Here is a 23,664-nt window from a genome sequence, read left to right as displayed (position 1 = left end):
GTTTTATGAAAATACTAATTACTGGAGGAGCTGGTTATATTGGTTCAGTTTTGACACCAACTTTACTAGCTCAAGGTTATGAGGTGACAGTATTAGATAACTTCATGTTTCACCAAAATAGTTTAGCTGATTGCTGTCAATATGAAGGATTCCAGGTTGTCAGAGGTGATTGCAGAGATGAAGATACCCTTAAATTGGTTCTCAAAGATGCTGATGTTATTATCCCTCTGGCTGCATTAGTAGGTGCGCCTCTGTGCAAAAATGATAAAATTGGCACTCAAACTATCAACTTTGATGCAGTAGATATGCTGTGTCGTCTGGCAAGCAAAGAACAGAGAATTTTGATGCCAGTGACAAATAGTGGTTATGGTATTGGTGAACCCGGAAAGTTTTGCACAGAAGACACACCTCTACGGCCTATTTCCCTATATGGAGTAACGAAAGTAGAAGCAGAAAAAGTAGTACTGGATAGAGAAAATAGTATCACTTTTAGATTAGCGACTGTATTTGGCATGTCGCCTCGGATGAGAGTAGATTTATTAGTAAATGACTTTGTTTACAGGGCTGTACATGACCGAGCAGTGCTTGTTTTTGAGGGACATTTTAAGAGAAATTATATTCATATCCGCGATGTAGCTAATGTGTTTTTACATGGCATTGCTAACTTTGAACAAATGAAGGGCAAACCATACAATGTAGGTTTAGAAGAAGCTAATTTATCTAAATTAGAGTTATGTGCCGAAATTAAGAAACACTTACCTAACTTTGTTTATCTAGAAGCTCCTATCGGTGAAGATCCAGATAAGCGCGATTACATAGTTTCTAATGCCAGGATTTTGAATACAGGCTTCGAGCCAGATTGGTCTTTAAGCAGAGGTATAAAAGAGTTAATCAAAGGATATACAATACTCCGTAACAGTCTTTATTCTAATGTTTAGTAGAGTAAGTCGATGCCATTTGACCCAAATGAAGTCATAGCTGTAATCCTAGCTGGTGGCTACGGCACACGGATTAAACACCTACTAAACGGTGTACCTAAACCTATGGCAGTAGTTGCAGGCAAGCCATTTGTTGAGTGGGTTGTACGTTATTTAAAAAAGCAGGGAATTACTACAGCTATCATTTCTACAGGTTATCTTGCAGAAGTGATAGAGGAGTATTTTCTCAAAAATCCTATTGACGGGATGCAAATTATTTTTTGCCGAGAAACCGAGCCATTAGGAACAGCCGGAGGTTTTTTAAATGCTGTGCATCAGAGTGGCGAGTCGCCTAAAACTTGGTTAGTTGTCAATGGTGATTCTCTAGTTTTTGCCAACTTGGCATTACTTAGTGATCATCTTTCTGATATCAAAACTAGTGGTGTCATACTTGGTTTATCTGTGAGTGATGCTTCTCGATATGGTTCCCTAGTGTGTGATCAGTTTGGTAAATTAGATAGTTTTGCAGAAAAGCGTCCAGGTGCTGGAATAATAAGTGCAGGTGTTTATCTATTAAGAAACTCTTTAATACAAGAATTTCCACAAAGTCTGCCTTTAAGTTTTGAAAATGAAGTATTTCCTTTATTCTTAACCAAAAGTTTTCACTTGCAAGTAGAAATTACTGATACTGCCTTTTTAGATATAGGTACTCCTGAATCTCTACTACAAGCTGATTCATTTATTAAACATAATTTTCATAAAATTACCAATAACTTATGACACCAATCTACTCCATTGTAAAAAAGTTAATGCCGCGTTCAATAAGAACTTTTGTTCGAGATTTAGATACTGCTTATCACAAACTAGAAAACAAGGTTGATATTCAGCAGCAACAAATTCAGGAATTAGAAATTTTGAATATTGATTTGCAAACTACTTATGAACGACTAATATTAGCTTACCAAGAATTACAACAAACTCAAATTAATAATTTAGATTCACAACTTGTATACTACTTTAATAATTTGACTAAAGGATTAATTAGAAAAAATTTAACTCAATTTGATAGTGATATAAATTATAAATATTTACAAAATATTTTACCTAATAGTGGTCCTATATTACTTGAATCAACGTTTTCTTCCGCTAAGGAAATAGTTGAAACTTTTCTAAACTCTGATAAACGTGTTCAAAATATAGAAGGTTTTGAAGGGTTTGCTCCCGATGATGCTATTTTTGACCCAGATACTCAATTTCATGAGCTTTGGAGTAATGTTGGTTTAGCTGGTATTATTGCATCGTTTGGGTATGCAAATTATTCCAAGCCTTCTATATTGGAGTTAGGTTGTGGGCCAGCTCATTTACATTTTTTTCTAAACCGATACGGCATCAATAATTATGTAGGGATAGATGGACATCCAGATTTTATTAAGTTTAATCCGTATTTAATCAATGATAAGGAAAAATTTTTATTATTAAACCTTCAGCAGGAAATTAAACTCTGTGCGCCAAATGAATTAAAATTCGATATCATAATGTCTTTTGAAGTGCTTGAGCATATAAAAGAAGAAATGATTGACAACTTTATTAAGACTATCAAAAATCATATGCACTCAAAATCAGTAGTATTTTGTACAGCATCATTGCAAGTGTTTGACGTGCATATACTAGTACGACCTCGTGATTGGTGGCTTGATAAATTTGCTAAATTTGGCTTATTTCCAATTAAGAATGAATTATACATCTGTGAACAAATAGGTAAAAACCACCCTTTTAATTGGAGTCCAGATAATACAAATATTTTTGCTCTTGAAATGATCAGCTAAACATGACAGTAGTTAATAGCTACAACAGGAGTTAACTATGCTAATATCTCGCGCACCTGTTCGTATTAGTTTTTTTGGTGGTGGAACTGACTACCCTGAATATTTTCTTCAGCATGGAGGCGCTGTATTAGCTACGGCAATTGATAAGTATTCTTATGTTACTGCTAGTACATTTCTTAGTCGTCTATTTGACTACTCAATTCGTGTGTCCTACCGCAAAGTAGAGTTAGTGAAAAATGTAGATGAAATTGAACACAGTGTTTATCGAGAATGTTTAAAATTTTGTGGATTGGATAAGGATATTGAGCTACATAATGTAGCTGATTTACCTGCTTTTACTGGTCTAGGCTCTTCGTCAGCATTTACGGTTTCTCTGCTACACGCACTGCATAGTTTTAAAGGTGAATTTCTTAAACCAATTGAATTGGCATATGAAGCAATTTATGTAGAACGACATTTAGTTAAAGACAAAGTAGGGTGTCAAGATCAGGTTTTAGCTGCCATTGGTGGTTTTAATTTAGTTGAGTTTAGAGGTGAAGATGATATTGTAGTCAATCGCGTACCAATCTCTCAGCAACGCCTACAAGAATTTGAGCAGCATATTTTCATTGTCTTTACAGGTATTAGACGCAAGGCATGTGACGTTGTAGCACAACAATTACAAAAAGTATCAGATAACACAGCCATTTTAAAAGAAATGCGACACATGGTTGATGAAGGTTGGGATATTTTGACTAGTAATATACCTTTATCAGAGTTTGGTGCTTTATTACATCGTGCATGGTTAGCTAAACGTAGCCTTGATGGAGGGATTTCTAACTCTGAAATTGACAAAATTTATCAGATGGGGATAGAAGCAGGTGCTTGGGGTGGAAAGTTACTAGGGGCTGGAGCAGGTGGATTTATGCTATTTTTCGCTCCTGTAGAAGTTCATACTTATCTACAAAAGGTTTTTTCTGCTCAACAAATATTAAATGTAAAAATTAATGCACCTGCTTCGCAAGTTATTTTTTCTTAAAACATAATTTAACAAACCAAAAAAGCGCATGAAAGTTTTAATCGTTGATTTTGATTTATTTAATAAAATTGGTGGTGGACAAACATTCTACCGTAGCCTAATTGAAAAAAATCCACAGATTGATTTTTACTATTTTATAATTTCTGAAGCTCTAGAATGCTATCGTCCAAGTAATGCTCATACCATTTTTTATAAAGAAAAATATAATGTAGCTGATTATGTAAATTTCCTTGATTTAACACCACCAAAATGGATTTATAGAGCCTTTGTTATGGCTAGTAATATTGCAGCTTCAGTAACAGGGCAGAGTTTTGATGTTGTAGATATACCAGATTATGAACAGCTAGGTACTATGCTAAGACCAGCATTTAAACATCATAATGTGGATTTTGAACGTATTGCTTTATCTATGCACGGAAATATATCTACTTCTATTCAGATGGATTGGTTTTATGGTGGAAAAGTTGACCAAACTTTAATTTGGCAAGAAAAAATCCAATATAGCGTGGTAGATACTCGCTACGGTATCAGTAAGACGTATTTAGATGAATGGAGTCAAAAGGTAGATTTAAAGTCTTATTATTTGAATCCTTTGTCAGTTATATCTCTGCCTAAACCAAAGATATCTAAAAACTTAGATGAATTGCCAGATATAAATTTTGTCGGTCGGACTGAAAGGCGTAAAGGCCCAGATAGTTTTGTTGAATTAGCTTGGTGGATACCTCGTTCTAAATTCAAAACAGCTAATATTATTGGGCCACAGAGTTTTGATTATAAGGGTGAATTTGGTTCAGGACTGTTTCTGTACCAAATGATCAATAACAGGCTACAGGATGACATTAGACTAAGGTCATCTATGAGTTATGAAGAGCTTTGTGAACAAGTATTTGCTAGTAAGTCGTTAACAATACTACCATCTAAATATGACACATTTAATTTGACAGCTCTAGAATCATTATTTTCAGGTTGTCCAACAGTTATAGGAACTGGAGCAGGCATTGTAAGATTTCTCCTAGAGACATATCCTAATTTACCTTTAATAACTATAGATATAAATAATATTTATTCATGTATACAGCAGATAATTAGATTATTAGAAAATTATGATGAATATCGTTATCAATTAGTTGAATATTTAGCTCAAGCTAAACCAGAAGGATCTGGATTATCAATAGAATCAATATACGAAAGTCAAGTCTCATACGAGCAAGTTTTACGTAGTGAAACGGAGAATTGGTATCTTCAATTAATGAAATACCAAGAGAAAGTTAAACGTAGAAATATTGTTAAGTCTAAATATATTAAAAATGATATTATAAAAGTTATTAAAAAACGAGTTCAACCAGAAATAAAACAAGTATTCAAGCGGTTAAAATCTTTACAGTCTAATCCTAAATTCTTTTTAAAAGAACAGTTACGATCTGCTTTAAGTAAGGACAATTACGAGAACCTAAAAATTGTAGACCAAGGTTTAAAAGCTTTATCATTAATTGATAGTTATCAGTATATTTTCAATTTAGGTGAAACCAGCCAGATAGAATTAAGTAGCAAGGTGAGTAGTTGTTGGAATATATCATCTGAGTATCGGATTGATCGTGCCAGGATGTGGAGAGAAATCGCACGATTAGAGATGCTAAGAGGAAATGATATTGTTGCGGCAACTTATCAAATTAGATGTATGCGATCGCTAGGCTATGATTATTTTGGCGATCTTTCAAATGTTGTCTCCGTACTTCAAGCTAATGGTTTTAGTCGAGAAGCAATAACGGCGGAAGCCATGTATGGTAACTTTGCCGATAAACATGAACGATGTCAAGAACTAATCAATGAAGCTTTAGTAAACAACAAACATAACCAGAAGTGGGAGTACGAGTTTATAGATGATCGGCGTACTTCATCTAGTTGTCGAGTCTCCGTTATAGTTTCCCTTTATAATGCTGCTGCCAAATTACCTTTGTTTCTTCAAACACTCAAACTTCAAACTTTGATTCAAGCTGGTGTAGCTGAGGTGATTCTAGTTGATAGCGGTTCCCCTGCTGATGAGTATCGGGTATTTAAGCAAGTAATGGAATCCCTGGATATTCCTATTATCTATGCTCGGTCTGCTCAACGTGAAACCATACAAAGTGCTTGGAATCGTGGTATTGACTTGGCACGCTCACCATATTTAACTTTTTTAGGTGTTGATGAAGCCGTACTGCCTGAATGTTTAGAGATTTTAGCAGCAGAATTAGATGCAGATCCGACTTTAGACTGGGTACAGGCTAACAGTTTAGTAACAAACGTAGATCAGAGTGGTTCATGGGTTAGCGACATTATGACTTATGATCGAAAAGGTTATAAACAAGGTCTTGTCTACCTAGAAACCTGTTATTTATCGTGGGTAGGTGCGCTTTATCGTCGTTCTATTCACGACCGATTTGGTTTTTATGATGCTAGCTTCAGAGCTGCTGGAGACACAGAATTTAAAAGTCGCGTCTTACCATTCATTAAAACTAAAGCTATTCCCCAAACTTTAGGCGTTTTTCGTAACTACCCAGATGAGCGAACAACCCAGCATCCTAGAGCAGAGATAGAAGATTTACGCGCTTGGTATTTGCATCGTACTTTAGCAGGAGTTGAGTATGCTTTTGCCAATCACGACCCCAAAGAAGCTGAGGAATTATTTTACAGTTGCCTGCGATATCGCAAGTCATACTGCCAGCACTGGAGTACAGATGTAGAGTATGCCTACAATGTAGGTTGTTATATACAGCAACATATACCAGATTCACCAGCATTAAAATATCTACCAGGAACTAAAAAGTTACTAGATACTTATAGATTATTAGATTGGCTACCCCACATTTCTAAGTTTCTACCTGCCAATACCGTTATCCGCGCAAATCGTGTGATTACAGAAATCGAGAGACAACATCAAGCTATGAGTAATCAAGCTATTGAACCCATGTATAAAATTTTTAATGATAATCGTCACGAACAGCACTCATTTACTTGGTATACAAGTCTTGAGAATTAATAGGAGAGCATTGAATACTTATCAAATACCAAATTGGCAGTTATGGGCATAAGAAATTGGATAAAAAAACGATTACGAAGAGCGCTCAACTTACCAGAATTAGAACAACAGATTCAAAATATTAGTGAACTCACTAAATCATTAGCAGAAAAACAAAATAGCCATCATACTGGCCATAATCATGAAAAATTCATTGTTGAATTAGATTATCCTCCATCCCGTGATTACCGCCCAAGATGGGGGAATACTCATCCGCCGCACCAAGGTCTCATAGATTTTTTTAATAAAAACTATCATGAGTATTGTCAAACGTTTCATAAGTTAGTAGGTTTACAAAGTTTTTTATTAAAAATAAATTCTAAATTTTCTCATGAGCATACAGGTGAACCAGGATGGATTGGTGGGCCTATTAATGCAATAGATACTGCTTTGCTGTACTACTTTGTATACGAACTCAAACCAAAAACTTATTTAGAAATTGGTTCTGGGGTGACTACGCTGTTTGCGGCACGAGCCAAACGGGATCATAACCTGACAACGCGCATAGTCTCAATTGACCCAGAACCCCGTGCAGATGTGGATGCTGTCTGCGATGAGGTAATTAGAGCGGGACTTGAAACTACAGATTTATCAGTTTTCTATAATCTGGAGCCTGGAGACATCGTATTTATGGATGGCAGTCATCGTTCATTTATGAACTCAGATGTCACTGTATTTATGCTTGACGTACTGCCTAAGCTTAAGCCAGGAGTAGTTATTCACTTCCATGATATTGTGCTTCCTTATGACTATCCAGATATGTTTAGTGATTGGTATTGGAACGAGCAATATATCCTGGCAGCATATCTGTTAGCCGCAGGAGATAAAGTAAAAATACTCATGCCATCTAGATTTATGTCTGATAGTGCAGATTTTAAGCAGGCAATAGAGCCAATTCTGCAACAATGGCGAGATTCTCCTGATGGTTGGTTATCTGGTGGCTCACTATGGTTTACCCATGTGAAATAAGTATTAAAAATTTACGGGTTAGGAGACATACCTTGCCAGCCGATATTTGCACCACCAGAGTTCATTAACCATGCACCATTGAGGTTGCTGGTGGGGTTGTGCCAGAGGATATCGATGTTGCCGTCGCGGTTGAAGTCTCCTATACCGTTAATTTCCCAACTGGCGGGGTTGCCTGCCATGTTTTGCCAGCCGATATTTGCACCACCAGAGTTCATTAACCATGCGCCATTTTGGTTAGTAGAGGAGTTGTGCCAGAGGATATCGATGTTGCCGTCGCGGTTGAAGTCTCCTGTACCGTTGATTTCCCAACCGCCGGGGTTGCCTGCCATGTTTTGCCAGCCGATATTTGCACCACCAGAGTTCATTAACCATGCACCATTTTGGTTAGTAGATGAGTTGTGCCAGAGGATATCAATGTTGCCGTCGCGGTTGAAGTCTCCTGTACCGTTGATTTCCCAACCGCCGGGGTTGCCTGCCATGTTTTGCCAGCCGATATTTGCACCACCAGAGTTCATTAACCATGCGCCATTTTGGTTAGTAGATGCGTTGTGCCAGAGGATATCGATGTTGCCGTCGCGGTTGAAGTCTCCTGTACCGTTAATTTCCCAACCGGCGGGGTTGCCTGCCATGTTTTGCCAGCCGATATTTGCACCACCAGAGTTCATTAACCATGCGCCATTTTGGTTAGTAGATGAGTTGTGCCAGAGGATATCGATGTGTCCATCACGGTTAAAGTCTCCTGTTCCCTCAATTTGCCATGTACTTTCATTAGTAGAAATCGTTAGAGAATAGTTACCTTGGCTACCGCTAGCTGCTCCAGTACCTATCACAGGGTTATAATTTCTGGCTTGAGAACTTGCTCCGTTAACACCTATGAGATATTGAGTACCAGCAGTTACATTTAATTGAACGGCGCTGCCTCTGGTGGAAGTATTTTCATCGTTATTAAAAGCGATTTCTGTACCATTAGTGTTGAAGACTCGTAAAAATGTATCAGCACTATAAGCTTCATTTGAGCTAGTTCTAATGGTTACTTGTCCGGTTATTGTAGAGGTAAACCGATAGATATCAACATCATTACCACCTATGAAAAAGCCATTGTCATAACCGATGTCGGCAAAAACAGTTGCACCAAAGGAAATATTTTGTACACCTCCACTGGTGAATGTGTTATTGGATAAAAGATTTGTTTGAGACAGTGGTAAGAGTCGGCTGCTGTACTTATACTCTCCTGTATCTCCTGATGAACCACTACCTAGTTGAAAGGGATCAAAATTGTCATTGCCATAGCCTGCTACAGCCACGAAATAATCTGTATTAGCTGCTATTTGATAGCGTATAAGGGGATCTAAAGATGAATCTGTATCGTCATTAGAAGCTAATAATTGACCGTCTTTGTTGAAAATAAAGGCGACAGTATCAACTTTATCTGTAATGGTGGAATCATCGTAGGAATCAATATCAATTTCTAAAATGCCTGCGGTGGGAGAATTGATTTTGATAAAATCTACATCTCGATCGCCTACTTCAATAAATTCTCCAGTCGTAAAATTACTATCTCCACCTATGACTCCTGGCGCTTTAATGCTGGGAAGCGGTCTGACAGAACTATCTAATGCCTGAGAGATACTGCCATTCTGGTCATTATTGAAGAACTGGACGATTAAATCATATAGACCACCAGTCGCATTGTTAGTGGAACGTCCACTAAGATTGTTGGGATTATAAGCATCGTTAAAATAATCAGAAACACCAATATAAAGAGTTTCCCCTCGATCTACTCTTAAACCAATAAAGCTATCGGTGGTGTGTCCATAGAAATATGTGCGATCGCTCGGATCTTCAAAAACTAAATTTGGGTATCTGGAGTCTGTAAACTCTGTGTAAGCTAATGTGCTATCAAAAGCTAAGGCATCATCATTACTAAATAGCTCATTACCATCCGCATCGAATATTCTCAAAAATGAATCAGCAAAGTCACTGTCGTATGGCGTATCAATATCTATCAGCAGAATGCCATTATCTGGTGCAACTAATTTAAATATATCTACATCGGCTGCCCCAATATTAATTCGTTCGGTGGAGTTTTCAATCGGGTCGGAGCCTAAAATACCATTGAATTTTAAGGGTGCTAAATCTGTACCCAGATTGACTGGAACTGCGCCACTGAGAATACCGTTAGGATCAGAGTTGCTGAGTTGAAATTGTAGGGAGTAATTGCCTGTGGCACCAGCTACACCGCTAGCGGCAACATTAGGATTATAGTTGCGATTGTTAGCACCGCTTACCCCTACATAATATGTGCCTGGATCGAGGATAGCTGTAATTGCCGAGAATTTATTACTACCTACATCGTTGTTAAAAGCTATTTCTTGTCCTGAAGAGTTAAACAGGCGTAAAAGAGTATCAAAATCTGCACGATTTGTGGTATGTGAACCCAGTTGAATGGTGACTGTACCACGAGAACGCACTTCAAATCTGATGATGTCAACATCTTTATTGCCTACATTGGTTAAAGTCCCATCAATGCCAATGCTACCCAGAATCGGATTAATCGCAGTAGTACCATCTAATATTGGGCCAATAATCGCTCCCTGAATAGTGCCATTCGGGTCGCCACTAGGAGCAGTTTGCTGAAATCTTCTTTGAATTTCTTGGACTGCTTTATATATATTTAAACGAGGATATGCAACATTGGTGTTGCCAACATTATCGTTTTCATCGTCACCATCAAATATAGTATCTGCGGTTGAGCGCATGATATCTACAACTTCGGCTGGACTCAACAACCGTCCCCCAAATTGCATGGATGCTTCCTGCATCAGCGCTACCGCTCCCGCCACTATGGGCGAGGCCATACTCGTTCCGGCCAGTTGCTCAATACCGTTTCCAGGTACTGTGCTGGTAATCATTGCTCCTGGAGCAAATATAGTGTTTGCTGCATCTAAGCGTTGTGAAAAACTAGTAACGCGATCTGGGCCTGTCGTGTAATCAACTCCTCCCGAACCCCACTGAGCATCTTGATTAACTCCATCTTGCCAGACAGCACCTACAGATAAGGTACTAAAAATTGCAGGTGCGGCCACATTCTGATATTCATGATCTTTAAATGAGTTACCGGCAGCCGAGACAACTACTACTCCTAATTCTTCCAGCCTTCTGATTTCATCAAGTCTAATATCACCAGCAACCTGAGACGCAGATGTATAGAATCCGCCTCCTAAAGACATATTAACGGCAACAATGTTGTAACGGTCTTTGTTGGCAATTACCCACTGTAGAGCAGCTTCAACATCTGTACCATAGGCTCCGCTTCCATCATTGCCAAATACCTTCAAACCAATAAGCTTTACATTGGGAGCGACTCCATACTGTGGATCTTCCGCCCCAATTGTACCCGCCACATGAGTACCATGCCCTTCTACATCTTCAGGGTTATCATCTCCATAAATAAAATCTCGCCCAGCAATGTAATTATCATTTAGCAGGGAATGAGTTCTATCTAATCCAGTATCAATTACAGCAACGGTCATTCCGCTACCATCTATACCAGTAAAGCGTGAGTCGTTGCGTAGTTGGGTCAAACCAATCAGATCAAAAGCAGGATTTGTCATAAGGAAATACTTTGATTGAGTTTAAAATTATTTAAATAATTTATTGTTTAGCGGTTTGTTACTCTGGCTTCAAGCAGTAAAGTTACCCAAGTAATCTTGGTTAACAAACTTTTTGTCAAAACTACGACTATGTGTTAGAGTTTCCCGATGGTGGTTTATACTGTTACATTTGCCGTTTCCGCTCGTAGATAAAATCTATTTTTTAGTATTTTCTCGTAGTATTTAGGAAAAATCAAATAAAATCTTTATACTATTTATACAAAATTAAGTATTTATTTCTATATTCATAAAGTGTAAAAAAAATATGAAGGTCTGTAGATTTTACTAGCTTGTAGCGGTAAGAATTTTTAGCTCACCAGAGAAATAATTAAATGGGCCACAAAAAGACCGCATAATTATGAGATAGTAAAGCGATCGCCATTTAATATACTGAGATATACTCTCGGCGATCGCTTTGAAAATTTAGCTATGAGGTCTTTTCCGTAATGGAATGTCGTGTTTGTGACTCCACAGATTTAGAAATTGCGGTTGACTTAGGCTCGCAACCTTGGTGTAATCACTTTCTCAAACCAGAGGAAATTGGTAAAGAACCTTTTTATCCTTTGCGGGTTTTGTATTGTCACAATTGCGGTACAGTCCAGCTAGATTACACTGTTAAAAAAGAAATTATGTTTGGCGATCATACCTATTTGTCAGGTGTGACTCGCTCTTTAAGTGAACATTTCAAAAATGTCGCCCAAGAGGTTGAAAATTGCTTCTTTCAAGATGTAGAAAATAAGTCAGTGCTGGATATTGGCTCTAATGATGGTACTCAACTCAAGCATTTCCAGGCTCTTGGTTATGATGTTCTGGGTGTAGAGTCTTCCAAAACTACAGCTAAGATTGCTAATGATGCAGGAATTACAACTTTAAATGAGTTTTTCAATTTAGATGTGGTTCAACGCCTGAACCGTAAATTTCATGTCATCAATGCAGCCGGGGTATTTTTTCACTTAGAAGAATTACATTCTGTTACTGAAGGGATTCGAGAAGCATTAAGGGATGACGGGGTGTTTGTTGTCCAGTTTCTCTACATGAAACGGATTGTAGAAAATCTTGCTTTTGACCAAATCTACCACGAACATCTACTTTACTACAATCTCAACACTATAGAAGTGCTGTTAAACAGACATGGCTTATCCATGTTTGATGCTTACCTTTCACCTATTCATGGTGGTTCTATTATTGGGTTTGTAACACATAAAGGGCAAAAACAACCAAGCGATCGCCTACAGAAAATGCGTCAATCAGAAGTAGATGATAAAAGCAATGAATTATCTACTTATTTAACATTTGCCCAAAGAATTAAACAAATGAAAACCGAAAATCTTGCTTATTTAGAACAAGCTAAACAGCAAGGTAAGAAGATTTTTGGTTTTGGCGCTCCCGTTAAGGGAAATACTATGTTGAACTATTTTGGTGTTGGTAGCAATTACATAGATTGTTTAGTAGAAAAAAACGAATTACGTCGCGGACTTTATTCACCAGGAATGCACATTCCTATCGTGATTGAGAAAGAACTTGAGGAACTTCCCGATATTTACTACGTTTTAGCTTGGAACTTTAAAAAAGAGATTTTGTCTAACAATCAACACCTTATCGATCAAGGAGTTGAATTTTACTTTCCTGTCAATCCTCAAGACAGTTAATTTATGAAAATACTAATTACTGGTGCTACAGGCTTTTTAGGTACAATCCTTTGTACACAGCTAGAAGCTCAAGGTCATGAGTTAGTCCGTCTTAATTCTCAAAACTGTGACCTCACTCAACAAGACTCTTTGCTAAAGTTTAATCATGAAACTTACGACCAAATGTATCATTTAGCAGCTTGGACTCAAGCTGGTGATTTTTGCCTCTACCATCCCGGCGAACAGTGGATTATCAACCAACAAATCAACACCAATATACTTGCTTGGTGGCAGGCATATCAACCTCAAGCAAAGTTAATTAGTATGGGTACTAGCTGTGCCTACGCTCCCGATTTAGAGTTAGTGGAAGAAAATTATCTCACAGGAATGCCTATAGACAGCTTGTTTACCTATGCAATGACCAAACGGATGTTGTATGCTGGTCAACTAGCATTACATAAACAGTATGGCTTGAAGTACCTTTGTCTAGTACCCTCTACCCTATATGGCCCAGGCTACCATACAGATGGGCGGCAAATGCACTTTATTTTCGATTTAATCCGCAAGATTATTCGCGGTAAACTCTATGGGGAAACAGTAACTCTTTGGGGGAACGGTTATCAGTCCCGCGAACTGGTTTTTGTAACCGATTTTGTCAAAATTATGCTGCAATTAGCAGCGACAGTAGACAATGAGTTAATTAACATCGGTGCTGGTGAAGAATTTACTATTAGACACTTCGCCAAACTCATTTGTGAGCAGGTAGACTATGATTTCAACTTAATCCAATTTGACACAGGACGCTATGTTGGCGCTAAATCTAAGTGTCTAGCCATCAATAAATTAAAACAATATATTCCTGATTTAACTTTAACTCCGTTAGAAGTTGGTTTGTCCAAAACAATTGAGTGGTTTGAGACACAAAAAGATAAACTGTTACCAAACAAGTGAGGAAGAACTTTGGATTACTGGGTGCAGGATAAACTCAAAAGCTTGGAAGCAGCGTTCACACCAGAGTATTGCCAAGCTATAGATAAGGTAGTCGGTTTGATTGTGGAAAGTTTCCAAAAAGGCAATACCTTGTTCATTTGCGGTAATGGTGGATCTGCATCTGACGCACAACACATAGCTGCTGAGTTTATTGGACGCTTCTTAGTTAATCGTAAAGGATTGCCGGCGATCGCACTCTCTACTAATCCAGCTACTCTCACAGCTTGGACAAATGACCACGAATTTGAAACTATTTTTTCCCGACAAGTGGAATCTCTTGGTAAACCAGGAGATATTGTTTGGGGAATTTCCACCTCTGGTAAATCTCAAAATGTTATTCGAGCTTTAAAAGCATCTCAACAAATGGGAATTATCACTATAGGTATGGCAGGTAACGAAGGAGGTATGCTTCAAGGTGTTGCAGACTATCCCTTATTTGTTGCTGAACAACATACGCCATTAGTTCAAGAAATTCATGTGATTACCTACCATCGGATTTGTGAACTGGTAGAGTTTCAGTTATTTACAAAATAAATATACATATCACAACTTTAATATACATAGACTGCATATATTAAAAGTGTATAGCATACTCAGATAAATATGTTCATTCATGATGAAAATCAAGCTACCCCTCAAGCAAATCAACTTAATAAAGCTTTGTTTCTTGACAGAGATGGAGTTTTGATAGAGTATCTTCCTTATCTGAATCATCCAAATCAAGTAAAAGTTCCCTACAGTGCTAAGGAAACTTTTAAAAAATGGCAAAATTCCGGCTATTTATTAATAGTAATTACCAATCAATCTGGTGTAAGTAGAGGTTATTTCACTCTAGATGATGTTGATATGGTTCATAAAGAAATTCGCCAAGAATATGAAAGCTTTGGCGTATATTTTCATGATATTTTTATTTGTCCTCATCAACCATCTGATAACTGCAAATGCCGCAAGCCTTCCCCGCATATGCTTTTAGAAGCTGCAAGTAAGTACTCTATAGACCTTTCGCAATCTTTTTTTATCGGAGATGCAATTAGTGATGTAGAGTGTGCTATAAATGCTGGTTGTCAAGCAATCTTATTACTTACAGATAGAACCTCAGATTTTGCTAAACAATTAGCTGACATGCAAGTTCTAATTTATGTTGTTGAAGAGCTAACAAAAACAGTTAAATTCATTCAGGCTAACTAAATTTTTAAAATTTTATGAATGTGAGTGATGTAGATGATACACCTATTTTAATATCTATCATTCCCAATCTCATGGGAGGAGATGGTCACATAGTACCATATCACACTTCGGTTACTCAAGCAGCAAATTTGTTAAATTGGCATCATATAGCATTAGCCACACCTGATCCAAAAATTGTTGATTTACCTGCTAATTGGTATCCTTGCCTTAGTAGTGAAGACTTGGAGGCTAAACTGCATCCAGTGGTAAGAATTTTAAAATTAAGAGCTATTTTCGATTTGGGTTGGAGTATTGCCAAAAAGTTAAATCAAGATATTTTACCTAGATATAAACATCCCATAATTTTTCTTGAAAGATTTATCCATGTACAATTATTGGCTTTGCTGATAGCACTCTACATTATTCCAATAAAGAATCTATCAATCTGGTTACTTTATCGCAGAGAGGTACATAACGACAAAACTTGTTGGATATATAAATTATTAAATAAGGCAATTAAAAACAGAGTAGCTTCAGGAAAATTTCATTTACTAACAGATAGTGAAATATTGAGTAGTTCTATATCTAAATATTTTGATGAATCTGTAATGGTAATGCCTATTCCTCACACAGAATTTTTACATATTGAAAATGATTATTATCCAAATGATGAAATAATATGTTGGTGGGCTGGGCCACCAAGAGACGAAAAAGGATGGAATGTTATTCAAGATTTAGTCAGTTCTGTTGCTCAACAAGCAAGCAGAATCTGTGTAGTAGCTGCTCAAGCTTCTGAACTGGTTCCTATTGATGGCGGGGTGAGAGTTCAGTTTGTGCCAAATCACCTAAGTAAAAAAGAGTATATCATCTGGTTACAAAAATCTCATATTATACTACTGCCATATGATGCTAACGCTTATAAAGAACGTACTTCAGGAATTTTTACTGAATCTATTATGGCTGGTAAAATCCCCCTTGTTACTCAAGGTACTTGGATGGCAAAAGAACTTTCAAAATATGATTTAACGGAAGTTATTATAGAAGATTGGAGTCAACATGAAACTGTTATACATAAAATTTTTAATATTTCTCAATCTTTAAATATAAAAAATAAAATTAAAGAAATTCAACAAGCTTATCAAAAATTCCATACAATAGAAGGTTTTGCTAAACAAATGAAAGAATTGTGTGATGACTCATATAAATGTAGAAGATGCTAAAAATTACCATTGATGCCACACCAATAATGCCAGAACAAAGTGGTGTTGGTTTTCATGTGTTAAATTTAATAAATTCTCTATATTACCTACAGAGTTCTGAACAATTTCAACTTTTTATAGCTTACCAACCCCGTTTAATAAACTGGTTAAAAAATAACAGGTATGTTCCTCTACTCCTTGAGCAATATACAAACACTACTGTAATTCCTTTACCAGTTAGATTATCCAATCTATTAGTAAACCTGTCGCCTCAATTATTTTCTTTCTACTTGGAAAAATATTTAGATACACCGGATATAGTTCATGGAACTAACCACAGTGTCTATCCCTATCTTTCAAGTCGCCGTGTTTTGAATATATACGATTTGGCTTTTGAAAAATATCCACAATATGTGGACTCTGTTGCAAAAAATTATAAAAGACAAATTCAGCAAAATCTCCAGTGGACTGATCTAATTTTAACAAGTTCAGAAAGTTCAAAGAAAGATATAATTGAGTATTTGCAAGTAGATCCTAAAATAGTTTATGTGACTCCCCTAGCTAGTCGTTACCATTCCGATTACTTATGTAATGTAGAATTTTCTGCTTTACAAAATCAAATTAACTATAATTTTGATAAACCATATTTACTTTTCGTTAGTACCATAGAGCCTAGAAAAAATATTACTAATTTAATAACAGCATTTAACTTACTGAAACAAAAGCAGGCAATTGAACATAATTTAGTATTAATTGGGAAAAAAGGCTGGAGTTACAAACCTATATTTACAGCTATTGAAAATTCTCTTTGGAAAAATGATATTCACCATCTTGATTACTTATCAGATGAATTAGTTGCATTGTTTTATGCAAAAGCTAATGTTTTTGTTTATCCATCTTATTATGAAGGTTTTGGCTTACCTGTTTTAGAAGCTATGACTTTGGGCGCACCAGTAGTTACTTCTAATACTTCATCAATTCCCGAAGTTGCAGGAGATGCGGCTCTACTAATTGATCCAAATGACCCTATTCAACTAGCAGATGCAATACTCAAAGTAATTAGTGATTCTCAATTAAGGCAAGATTTAATTATTAAAGGTAAAGAAAGAGCAAAATTATTTTCTTGGGAAAGAACAGCAAAAGAAACCCTAAATGCTTATAAAAGCTTATTTTAATTTTTAATTAACATGATAGATAATACCAACTCTAATGCACTAATTGTTAATTTATCTATACTTTTATCCCAACCAACAGGCATAAGTAACTATGCCCAAAGGGTTTTTCCTAATTTAAAAGCACTGAATCTTATATTATTAACAGCAAAAAATCATCCTGAATACAAGTGTTATTGCATACCAGATAATTTGACTCCTGCTCATGGAACAAAAGGACATTTTCGCAGATTAGTTTGGACACAATGGGAATTACCAAAAATTTATTATCAACTACGATCGCAACTTTTATTTTCACCCTTACCAGAAGCACCTCTACATAGCAACTGTCGTTTTGTGGTCATGTCGCATGACTTAATACCGTTGCGCTTTCCTAAACGCTTCTCACCGTTGACACCATACCATCGCTACTACATCCCCCAAGTGCTGAAGCAAGCGCAACACGTTATTTGTAACTCTCAAGCTACAGCCGATGATATCGTTAACTTTTATCAAATTCCCGCTAATAAAATAACACCGATTCATCTGGCACACGATCGCACTCACTTCCGTTTTCTCAATTTACCAACTCGCAACTACTTTCTCTACATTGGTAGGCAAGACCCATATAAAAATTTACAGCGCCTCATCACGGCTTTTGCTGCGTTACCAAACAATGATTATGAACTATGGTTAGTAGGGCCGACTGATAAGCGATATACACCGTTTTTGCAAGCGCAGGTTGAGGAATTGGGAATTACTAATCGCGTGAAATTTCTCAACTATGTAGCCTATGCTGACTTACCAATAATTATTAATGGTGCGATCGCTCTTGTATTTCCTAGTCTGTGGGAAGGTTTCGGTTTCCCTGTCTTAGAAGCTATGGCTTGCGGTACGCCTGTTATTACCTCTAACTTATCTTCCTTACCTGAAGTTGCTGGTGATGCTGCTATCCTCATCAACCCCTACAACACCGCAGAAATTACCGATGCAATGCAGCAGTTAACCACGGATGCAGAACTGCGATCGCAGCTTTCCATTAAAGGTATAGATAGAGCTAATCAATTTAGTTGGGAAAAAACAGGGCAAGCCACCGTTGAAGTTTTATCTCGCTTTCTATAAGATTACCAATTACCAACCTCCACAATATGATAAGTGTTTAAGTGAGCTTGATATTAACTTAAACTGCAAGAAGTCTGTAGTGCTTTGCCCAGTAGAGCTTTATATTCTTTATCCTTAATGCTGTAAGCGCCAAATCTTTCTAAGTGGGGATTCATCATTTGTGCATCAAACATGACAAATTCATTTTTACGTAATCTTTCTACCAGCTTCACCATTGCTACCTTAGAACCATCGGGAATGCGATAAAACATTGATTCACCAATAAACGCACCACCGATGACAATTCCTAAAATCCCGCCGGCTAACTCATCACCTTGCCATGTTTCAAAGCTATAGGCGTAACCAGTCTGATACATTAGCCAATAAATTTCTTGCAGTTCTTGGGAAATCCAAGTAGTTTCGCGGTTAGCACAGCCAGCGACTACAGCCGCAAAATCACGGTTAATCGCCACAGAAAACCTTTCTTGATTCAAAACACGTTGTAAAGATTTAGGATAACGAAATCGCTCATCTAAAGGTATCAAAGTGCGATCGCGGCTACCATACCATCCCAGACAATCATTGTCATCCGCCATGAGAAAATAGCCTTGAGCGTAGCCTTGAATAATAGAGGCGATATCATATTGCATAGATAAAAATAAAAATATCAGAGGAACGCAGTCTGATGCTAGCATCCATCCTCCGCGCTCCTCTGTCTTTCCCTTAGCGTTCCTCTGCGTTTAAGAATATGACACAACCCATACCACCAATCACCCTACCACCAGCAGCCAATCCAAACCTCGAAGGTGAATGGTTGCAAGAGCGTTTGCTACGGTGGCTAGATACGGAATTTATTCCCGAAGCAGTCAATCAAAAAATTGCTCAACGTGCAGCCCAAATCTTTGTCCGCCAAAGAATGGAAGGTGAGAATGACCTGGGTTCTCTGGTAATTGCCATTGTGACAGAGATGCAGGCCTTTGATTTTTCCAAAAGCTTTTATGGAGAGTTTGCGATCGCCAACGCCGTCAGCGATCTACTCTTAGAAAGTCTAGGTATAGACCGTTGTTGTGGACAATAAAGTTTAGTCCATAGTCAAAAGTCCATAGTCCAAAGTATGAAACTGTTGACTGTTGACTGTTGACTAATGACTAATGACTACCAGCTAGACTTAACAACCCCAGGTAAAAGGCCTTCGTGCGCCCATTCCCGGAGAACGTTCCGAGATAGCCCAAAGTCACGATAAACACCTCTAGGACGACCAGTTACCCAGCAACGGTTACGGCGACGGATAGGCGCACTATTGCGGGGTAGCTGTTGAATCTGGCGGTGAATTTCTAACTTGTCTAGAGGAGATTCAGTAGTTCTGAACTCTTCTAACAAAGCTTCACGCTTTGCAGCATACTTTTCTACCAACCTAGCGCGTTTCTTCTCGCGCTCAATCATGCTTTTCTTTGCCATAAATTAATTCAACAATTTTGACAGCATTTTCCATTCTACATTTAGAAAAGGCTAATCGCCTCTATTTTTACTCATCTAGCCAACAATAATTGTTTTCGTCTTATATGGGCATAAATCCACCAGTTCGCAAGCCTCACACATAGGAGAACGGGCTTTACACACAGCGCGACCGTGATAAATTAGCCGAATCGACCAATTTTCCCAATCAGGTTGCGGTAATAATTTTATTAAATCCTGTTCAATGTGGATAGGGTCTGGATACTTAGTTAAACCCAAACGTTGACTAAGGCGCTTCACATGAGTATCAACAGTTACCCCAGCATTAATACCATAAGCATGGGCTAAAACCACATTTGCCGTTTTCCTCGCCACCCCTGGCAGTTTTAGCAACTGTTCCATTGTATTAGGAACCTCAGAGTTATACTCATTCACAATCATGCGACAGGCGGCTTGAATATTCTTTGCCTTATTGCGATAAAACCCTGTAGAACGTACCAGGTTTTCTAACTCAGTTATGTCAGCATTCGCTAAACTAGGCGCATCAGGAAAGCAACTAAATAAAGTAGGTGTAACTAAATTCACTCGCTCATCTGTACACTGAGCAGAGAGAATAGTAGCCACTAACAACTGTACTGGTGTGGTGTAGTTTAATGAGCAAGTTGCATCAGGATAAAGACGCTTCAGGCGCGAGAGAATTTCTAACGCCCGTTGCTTCTTAGATAAAGATTTGCGTTTAGTCGTAATCACTGGAACAATTTTTGCACCCATTCTAATTGGGTAGTTAACTGGGTGGTTTCTTTAACGATGAGGAAAATACCCAAACCCAACAGTAGCACCAGACCAGTCTGCATAACGCTTTCTTGAATACGGTTAGGTAAGGGCTTACCACGTAAACCTTCAATGAGTAAAAAGGCTAGTTGTCCACCATCCAAAGCTGGGAGAGGCAGAATATTGATGACTGCCAAGTTGATACTAATCAAGGCTGCAAAGAAGAACAAGCTACCTGTATCATTTTGGGCAATGTTAGCGCCAATTTCGACTATCTTGATGGGGCCAGCTACTTGAGAGGCTGTTTCGCCAAAATTAGTGATTAGCTGCCCAAAGCCTTTAAATGTCATGACGACAATGCGCTGAAACTCAGTAGCACCAACGCTAAAAGCTTGAGTGATACCCACAGGACGGCGTTCTACTTTGCCGTTAGGCGCAAGCCCAATGCCAATGCTACCACCGGCTGGTTTCGCTTCAGGAGTAACATTAACCGATAGCTTTTCATCTCCACGGGCAACTTGCAGTTGAATCGATTTACCTGGGCTATTTTTAATGATGTCTCTTAATGCGTCTATCTCTTGCAGGGAAGTACCAAACTGCTTTTGATTAGCTGCAAGAATTACATCTCCTGGTTTAAGTCCAGCATCGGTAGCAACGGCACTCACCTCTGGCGCTAATTGCTGAATTAACACCCCTGGCTGGCTGGCTTGACCGATACCGATCAAGCCTACTTGGGCTACCAGTAGCATATAAGCAAAAATTAAATTAGCGATGACACCCGCACTGATAACGATCGCCCGGTCTAAAATGGGACGGTTACGCAGCAAATTCGGGTCATTGGGGGGAATTTCGCTATCGGGGTCATCATCAGGAAAACCGACGAAACCACCTAAAGGAAAAGCCCGAATAGCATACTCAGTTTCCGCACCTTGATACTTCCACAAAACAGGCCCAAATCCAAGAGAAAAACGATTGGCATAAATACCTTGAGAACGTGCGGCGACAAAATGTCCCAACTCGTGTACCAAGATTAATACCGCTAAGACTGCGATCGCTGCTAAAACTGACATAAAGCAAATTAATCAAAAATATGCGGATATATATTTTTATTGTAGTAGCTTGACAACAAGTGCAGAGATTCCATCGCTCCTACAATAATTAGACTATACCTGAGTAAGACTGAGCGCCCACTACTTCATCAAATGAGTATCAAGTTCAGGATACTGTGGGAACACACCATCAATACTGGCTAACTTTGCTTGATATTCCAAAGTAGTAGCAATAATCAGGCGGTCAAACGGATCTTTGTGAATAGGAGATAAATCTACAGCACGGCAGACAATTTCGGGACTTAAGGAAAATAATGTAATATCTGCTGGCTGCAAAGCGTCCTGAAACCACTGGTTAGCAGCACAAGGTAACTTTAGCCTGCCTCGTTGTTGTGCTAGTGCAATTTCATAACAAGAAATTACCGAAACTCCTACTTGTTCAACCGTTTCGATAGCATCTCTCCACTGAGTCGGAAATCTTGAAAATTCTTGATTAATCAACCAGAACCAAATGTGAGTATCTAAAACTATTACTTCAGACATTCCCAGTCTTCTTCATCAACAATAGGACTGACAATATCACCTAATGTTTTACCTTTACCTGCAATAGATGCAGGGGCAGTGCGGCGTTTCTTTGATGGTAAATTTTCTTCTATAAAGGTAACAATGACACGAGCAGTATTAACTTGAGGCTGTTCTGATATCCACTTTATTTGACCATTCTCATAAATCGCTTCGTAACTTTTTAGCATAGAAATGTTACCCCTATTAACATTGTTGTTTTCTTAATTATAGTTTGGGGTTACGTTTTAGCACTTAAACAAAATATATAAAGAGAGATACTTAGTTATTGCTGTCTTTTAATTTTGTATCTACTTTTTCAAATAAACTTCCCAAGAAGTTACTTATGCCGTTTAAATAACGCTGCATATCTAACGTAATTTCCATAATTCTTTTACCTTTATAGGATGTAAAATATGGAAATTCTGCAAGTTTTCCAACAATTACTGGATGATGCTTAATAGCATTATTGACTAATCTACACTCATTGGCATCTTGAAAATTATCACATAGAGAAAGATCAATGCCAATACTTTTATACTCATCAATAAAATCGTTCCATTTATATGGTGCAGTGACTGTATCAGCATCAATACTATCTTTTACAGCAATATACTCTCTGTATATCCTACCTAAAAACTGTTCACTCAGCGCCCATAAACCAACAACAGCCATCTGATCAATGAATCTAATTACACCTCTGTTTTCATGCTCTTGGGCAATTATCCCATCCAACATTCGTGATGTTTGTAATTCCTTATAAAAATCTTCTTCGGATTTTGGATTTCCAGATAGATTTAAGTTTTCTTTATTTTCCTGAAGAAAATTATCTAAATGCTCATCAATATGACCTATCTCTTTATACACAATTTGGTGCATACGGCAAAAATCAAAAAGTAGCCACCGGAACTCATTATGATAAATCATCCCAAAATGGCCTGTAACCCAATAGTGGTTTGGGCCTCCTTCAATACAAGATGGCCATTGAAGATCAGAGTAAATAGGATTTCTTTTTATACGTTCCATATAGTTGCTAGAGAAGAATCTTAATTTATTGACACAAAACATCAATGGTATAATCTAACACTAGCGATTACTATTTTTTATTAAAAGTAAAAGTTAGGGATTATACGAATTTGCACCGTATATCC

The 23,664-nt window shown here is 37.7% G+C and carries 22 protein-coding genes; 14 read left to right on the top strand and 8 right to left on the bottom strand.

Annotated features, from left to right (window positions below; translation table 11 throughout):
• The first annotated feature begins 5 nt into the window (after positions 1-5).
• The 6 genes from NSMS1_RS11875 to NSMS1_RS11850 are packed head-to-tail and all read left to right on the top strand — an operon-like array spanning position 6 to position 7,788.
• A complete protein-coding gene (locus tag NSMS1_RS11875) occupies positions 6-938 on the top strand; it encodes an NAD-dependent epimerase/dehydratase family protein (RefSeq protein WP_224093360.1) in 933 nt (310 codons plus the stop codon).
• A gap of 12 nt (positions 939-950) precedes the next feature.
• Entirely contained in the window at positions 951-1,697 is a 747-nt protein-coding gene (locus NSMS1_RS11870) for a sugar phosphate nucleotidyltransferase (RefSeq protein ID WP_224093358.1), read from the top strand.
• A complete protein-coding gene (locus NSMS1_RS11865) occupies positions 1,694-2,743 on the top strand; it encodes a class I SAM-dependent methyltransferase (RefSeq protein ID WP_224093357.1) in 1,050 nt (349 codons plus the stop codon). Before NSMS1_RS11870 ends, NSMS1_RS11865 begins: the two co-directional genes overlap by 4 nt.
• Before the next feature lie 37 nt (positions 2,744-2,780).
• Positions 2,781-3,761, top strand: coding sequence for a hypothetical protein (locus NSMS1_RS11860; RefSeq protein WP_224093356.1), 981 nt, complete (start codon positions 2,781-2,783; stop codon positions 3,759-3,761).
• Positions 3,762-3,789: 28 nt separating this feature from the next.
• A complete protein-coding gene (locus NSMS1_RS11855; RefSeq protein WP_224093355.1) occupies positions 3,790-6,780 on the top strand; it encodes a glycosyltransferase in 2,991 nt (996 codons plus the stop codon).
• A gap of 42 nt (positions 6,781-6,822) precedes the next feature.
• Positions 6,823-7,788 carry a class I SAM-dependent methyltransferase gene (locus NSMS1_RS11850; protein ID WP_224093354.1) on the top strand — a complete coding sequence of 322 codons (966 nt, stop codon included), beginning with the start codon at positions 6,823-6,825 and terminating at the stop codon, positions 7,786-7,788.
• A gap of 11 nt (positions 7,789-7,799) precedes the next feature.
• On the opposite strand, the gene NSMS1_RS11845 is transcribed toward NSMS1_RS11850, so the two are convergent.
• Complete coding sequence (locus tag NSMS1_RS11845) at positions 7,800-11,402, bottom strand: S8 family serine peptidase (RefSeq protein WP_224093353.1); 3,603 nt, start codon at positions 11,400-11,402, stop codon at positions 7,800-7,802.
• A 485-nt stretch (positions 11,403-11,887) separates the two neighbouring features.
• Here NSMS1_RS11845 and NSMS1_RS11840 point away from each other — a divergent pair, with 485 nt between their 5' ends.
• The 7 genes from NSMS1_RS11840 (at position 11,888) to NSMS1_RS11810 (ending at position 18,698) form a co-directional block, all read left to right on the top strand.
• A complete protein-coding gene (locus NSMS1_RS11840) occupies positions 11,888-13,090 on the top strand; it encodes a class I SAM-dependent methyltransferase (RefSeq protein ID WP_224093352.1) in 1,203 nt (400 codons plus the stop codon).
• A 3-nt stretch (positions 13,091-13,093) separates the two neighbouring features.
• A complete protein-coding gene (locus NSMS1_RS11835; RefSeq protein WP_224093351.1) occupies positions 13,094-14,020 on the top strand; it encodes an NAD-dependent epimerase/dehydratase family protein in 927 nt (308 codons plus the stop codon).
• Positions 14,021-14,029: 9 nt separating this feature from the next.
• Positions 14,030-14,593 (top strand): D-sedoheptulose 7-phosphate isomerase, encoded by a 564-nt coding sequence (gmhA, locus tag NSMS1_RS11830; RefSeq protein ID WP_224093349.1) that lies wholly within the window; start codon positions 14,030-14,032, stop codon positions 14,591-14,593.
• Positions 14,594-14,662: 69 nt separating this feature from the next.
• A complete protein-coding gene (locus tag NSMS1_RS11825) occupies positions 14,663-15,247 on the top strand; it encodes a D-glycero-alpha-D-manno-heptose-1,7-bisphosphate 7-phosphatase (RefSeq protein WP_224093347.1) in 585 nt (194 codons plus the stop codon).
• 14 nt (positions 15,248-15,261) lie between these two features.
• On the top strand, positions 15,262-16,446 hold the full coding sequence (locus NSMS1_RS11820) for a hypothetical protein (RefSeq protein WP_224093346.1): 1,185 nt from the start codon (positions 15,262-15,264) through the stop codon (positions 16,444-16,446).
• Complete coding sequence (locus NSMS1_RS11815) at positions 16,440-17,600, top strand: glycosyltransferase family 4 protein (protein ID WP_224093345.1); 1,161 nt, start codon at positions 16,440-16,442, stop codon at positions 17,598-17,600. Before NSMS1_RS11820 ends, NSMS1_RS11815 begins: the two co-directional genes overlap by 7 nt.
• Positions 17,601-17,612: 12 nt before the next feature.
• Positions 17,613-18,698, top strand: coding sequence for a glycosyltransferase family 4 protein (locus NSMS1_RS11810; RefSeq protein ID WP_224093344.1), 1,086 nt, complete (start codon positions 17,613-17,615; stop codon positions 18,696-18,698).
• 53 nt (positions 18,699-18,751) lie between these two features.
• On the opposite strand, the gene aat is transcribed toward NSMS1_RS11810, so the two are convergent.
• Entirely contained in the window at positions 18,752-19,327 is a 576-nt protein-coding gene (aat, locus tag NSMS1_RS11805) for a leucyl/phenylalanyl-tRNA--protein transferase (RefSeq protein ID WP_224095209.1), read from the bottom strand.
• A 98-nt stretch (positions 19,328-19,425) separates the two neighbouring features.
• Here aat and NSMS1_RS11800 point away from each other — a divergent pair, with 98 nt between their 5' ends.
• Entirely contained in the window at positions 19,426-19,755 is a 330-nt protein-coding gene (locus NSMS1_RS11800) for a hypothetical protein (RefSeq protein WP_224093343.1), read from the top strand.
• Positions 19,756-19,832: 77 nt separating this feature from the next.
• Here the strand turns inward: NSMS1_RS11800 and rpsN are convergent, their stop codons facing one another.
• The 6 genes from rpsN to NSMS1_RS11770 all read right to left on the bottom strand — a co-directional run bounded on the left by rpsN (position 19,833) and on the right by NSMS1_RS11770 (position 23,539).
• On the bottom strand, positions 19,833-20,135 hold the full coding sequence (gene rpsN, locus NSMS1_RS11795; protein ID WP_224093342.1) for a 30S ribosomal protein S14: 303 nt from the start codon (positions 20,133-20,135) through the stop codon (positions 19,833-19,835).
• Between the two features lie 75 nt (positions 20,136-20,210).
• Positions 20,211-20,903, bottom strand: a complete 693-nt coding sequence (nth, locus tag NSMS1_RS11790; protein WP_224093341.1) for an endonuclease III — start codon at positions 20,901-20,903, stop codon at positions 20,211-20,213.
• Positions 20,879-21,973, bottom strand: coding sequence for an RIP metalloprotease RseP (gene rseP / locus NSMS1_RS11785; RefSeq protein WP_224093340.1), 1,095 nt, complete (start codon positions 21,971-21,973; stop codon positions 20,879-20,881). The genes nth and rseP overlap by 25 nt, the downstream gene beginning before the upstream one ends.
• 120 nt (positions 21,974-22,093) lie before the next feature.
• The gene (locus NSMS1_RS11780; RefSeq protein ID WP_224093338.1) at positions 22,094-22,495 is read right to left on the bottom strand and encodes a type II toxin-antitoxin system VapC family toxin; all 402 of its coding nucleotides are present in this window, start codon (positions 22,493-22,495) and stop codon (positions 22,094-22,096) included.
• Positions 22,483-22,704, bottom strand: coding sequence for a hypothetical protein (locus NSMS1_RS11775; RefSeq protein ID WP_224093336.1), 222 nt, complete (start codon positions 22,702-22,704; stop codon positions 22,483-22,485). The genes NSMS1_RS11780 and NSMS1_RS11775 overlap by 13 nt, the downstream gene beginning before the upstream one ends.
• Before the next feature lie 91 nt (positions 22,705-22,795).
• A complete protein-coding gene (locus NSMS1_RS11770; RefSeq protein ID WP_224093335.1) occupies positions 22,796-23,539 on the bottom strand; it encodes a hypothetical protein in 744 nt (247 codons plus the stop codon).
• Between the last annotated feature and the right edge of the window lie 125 nt (positions 23,540-23,664).

Source organism: Nostoc sp. MS1, from assembly GCF_019976755.1.
In the GTDB taxonomy this organism is placed as follows: Bacteria; Cyanobacteriota; Cyanobacteriia; order Cyanobacteriales; family Nostocaceae; genus Trichormus.
The sequence above is the reverse complement of the archived record's forward strand: the minus strand, read 5'-3'. Positions and strand labels throughout refer to the sequence as shown.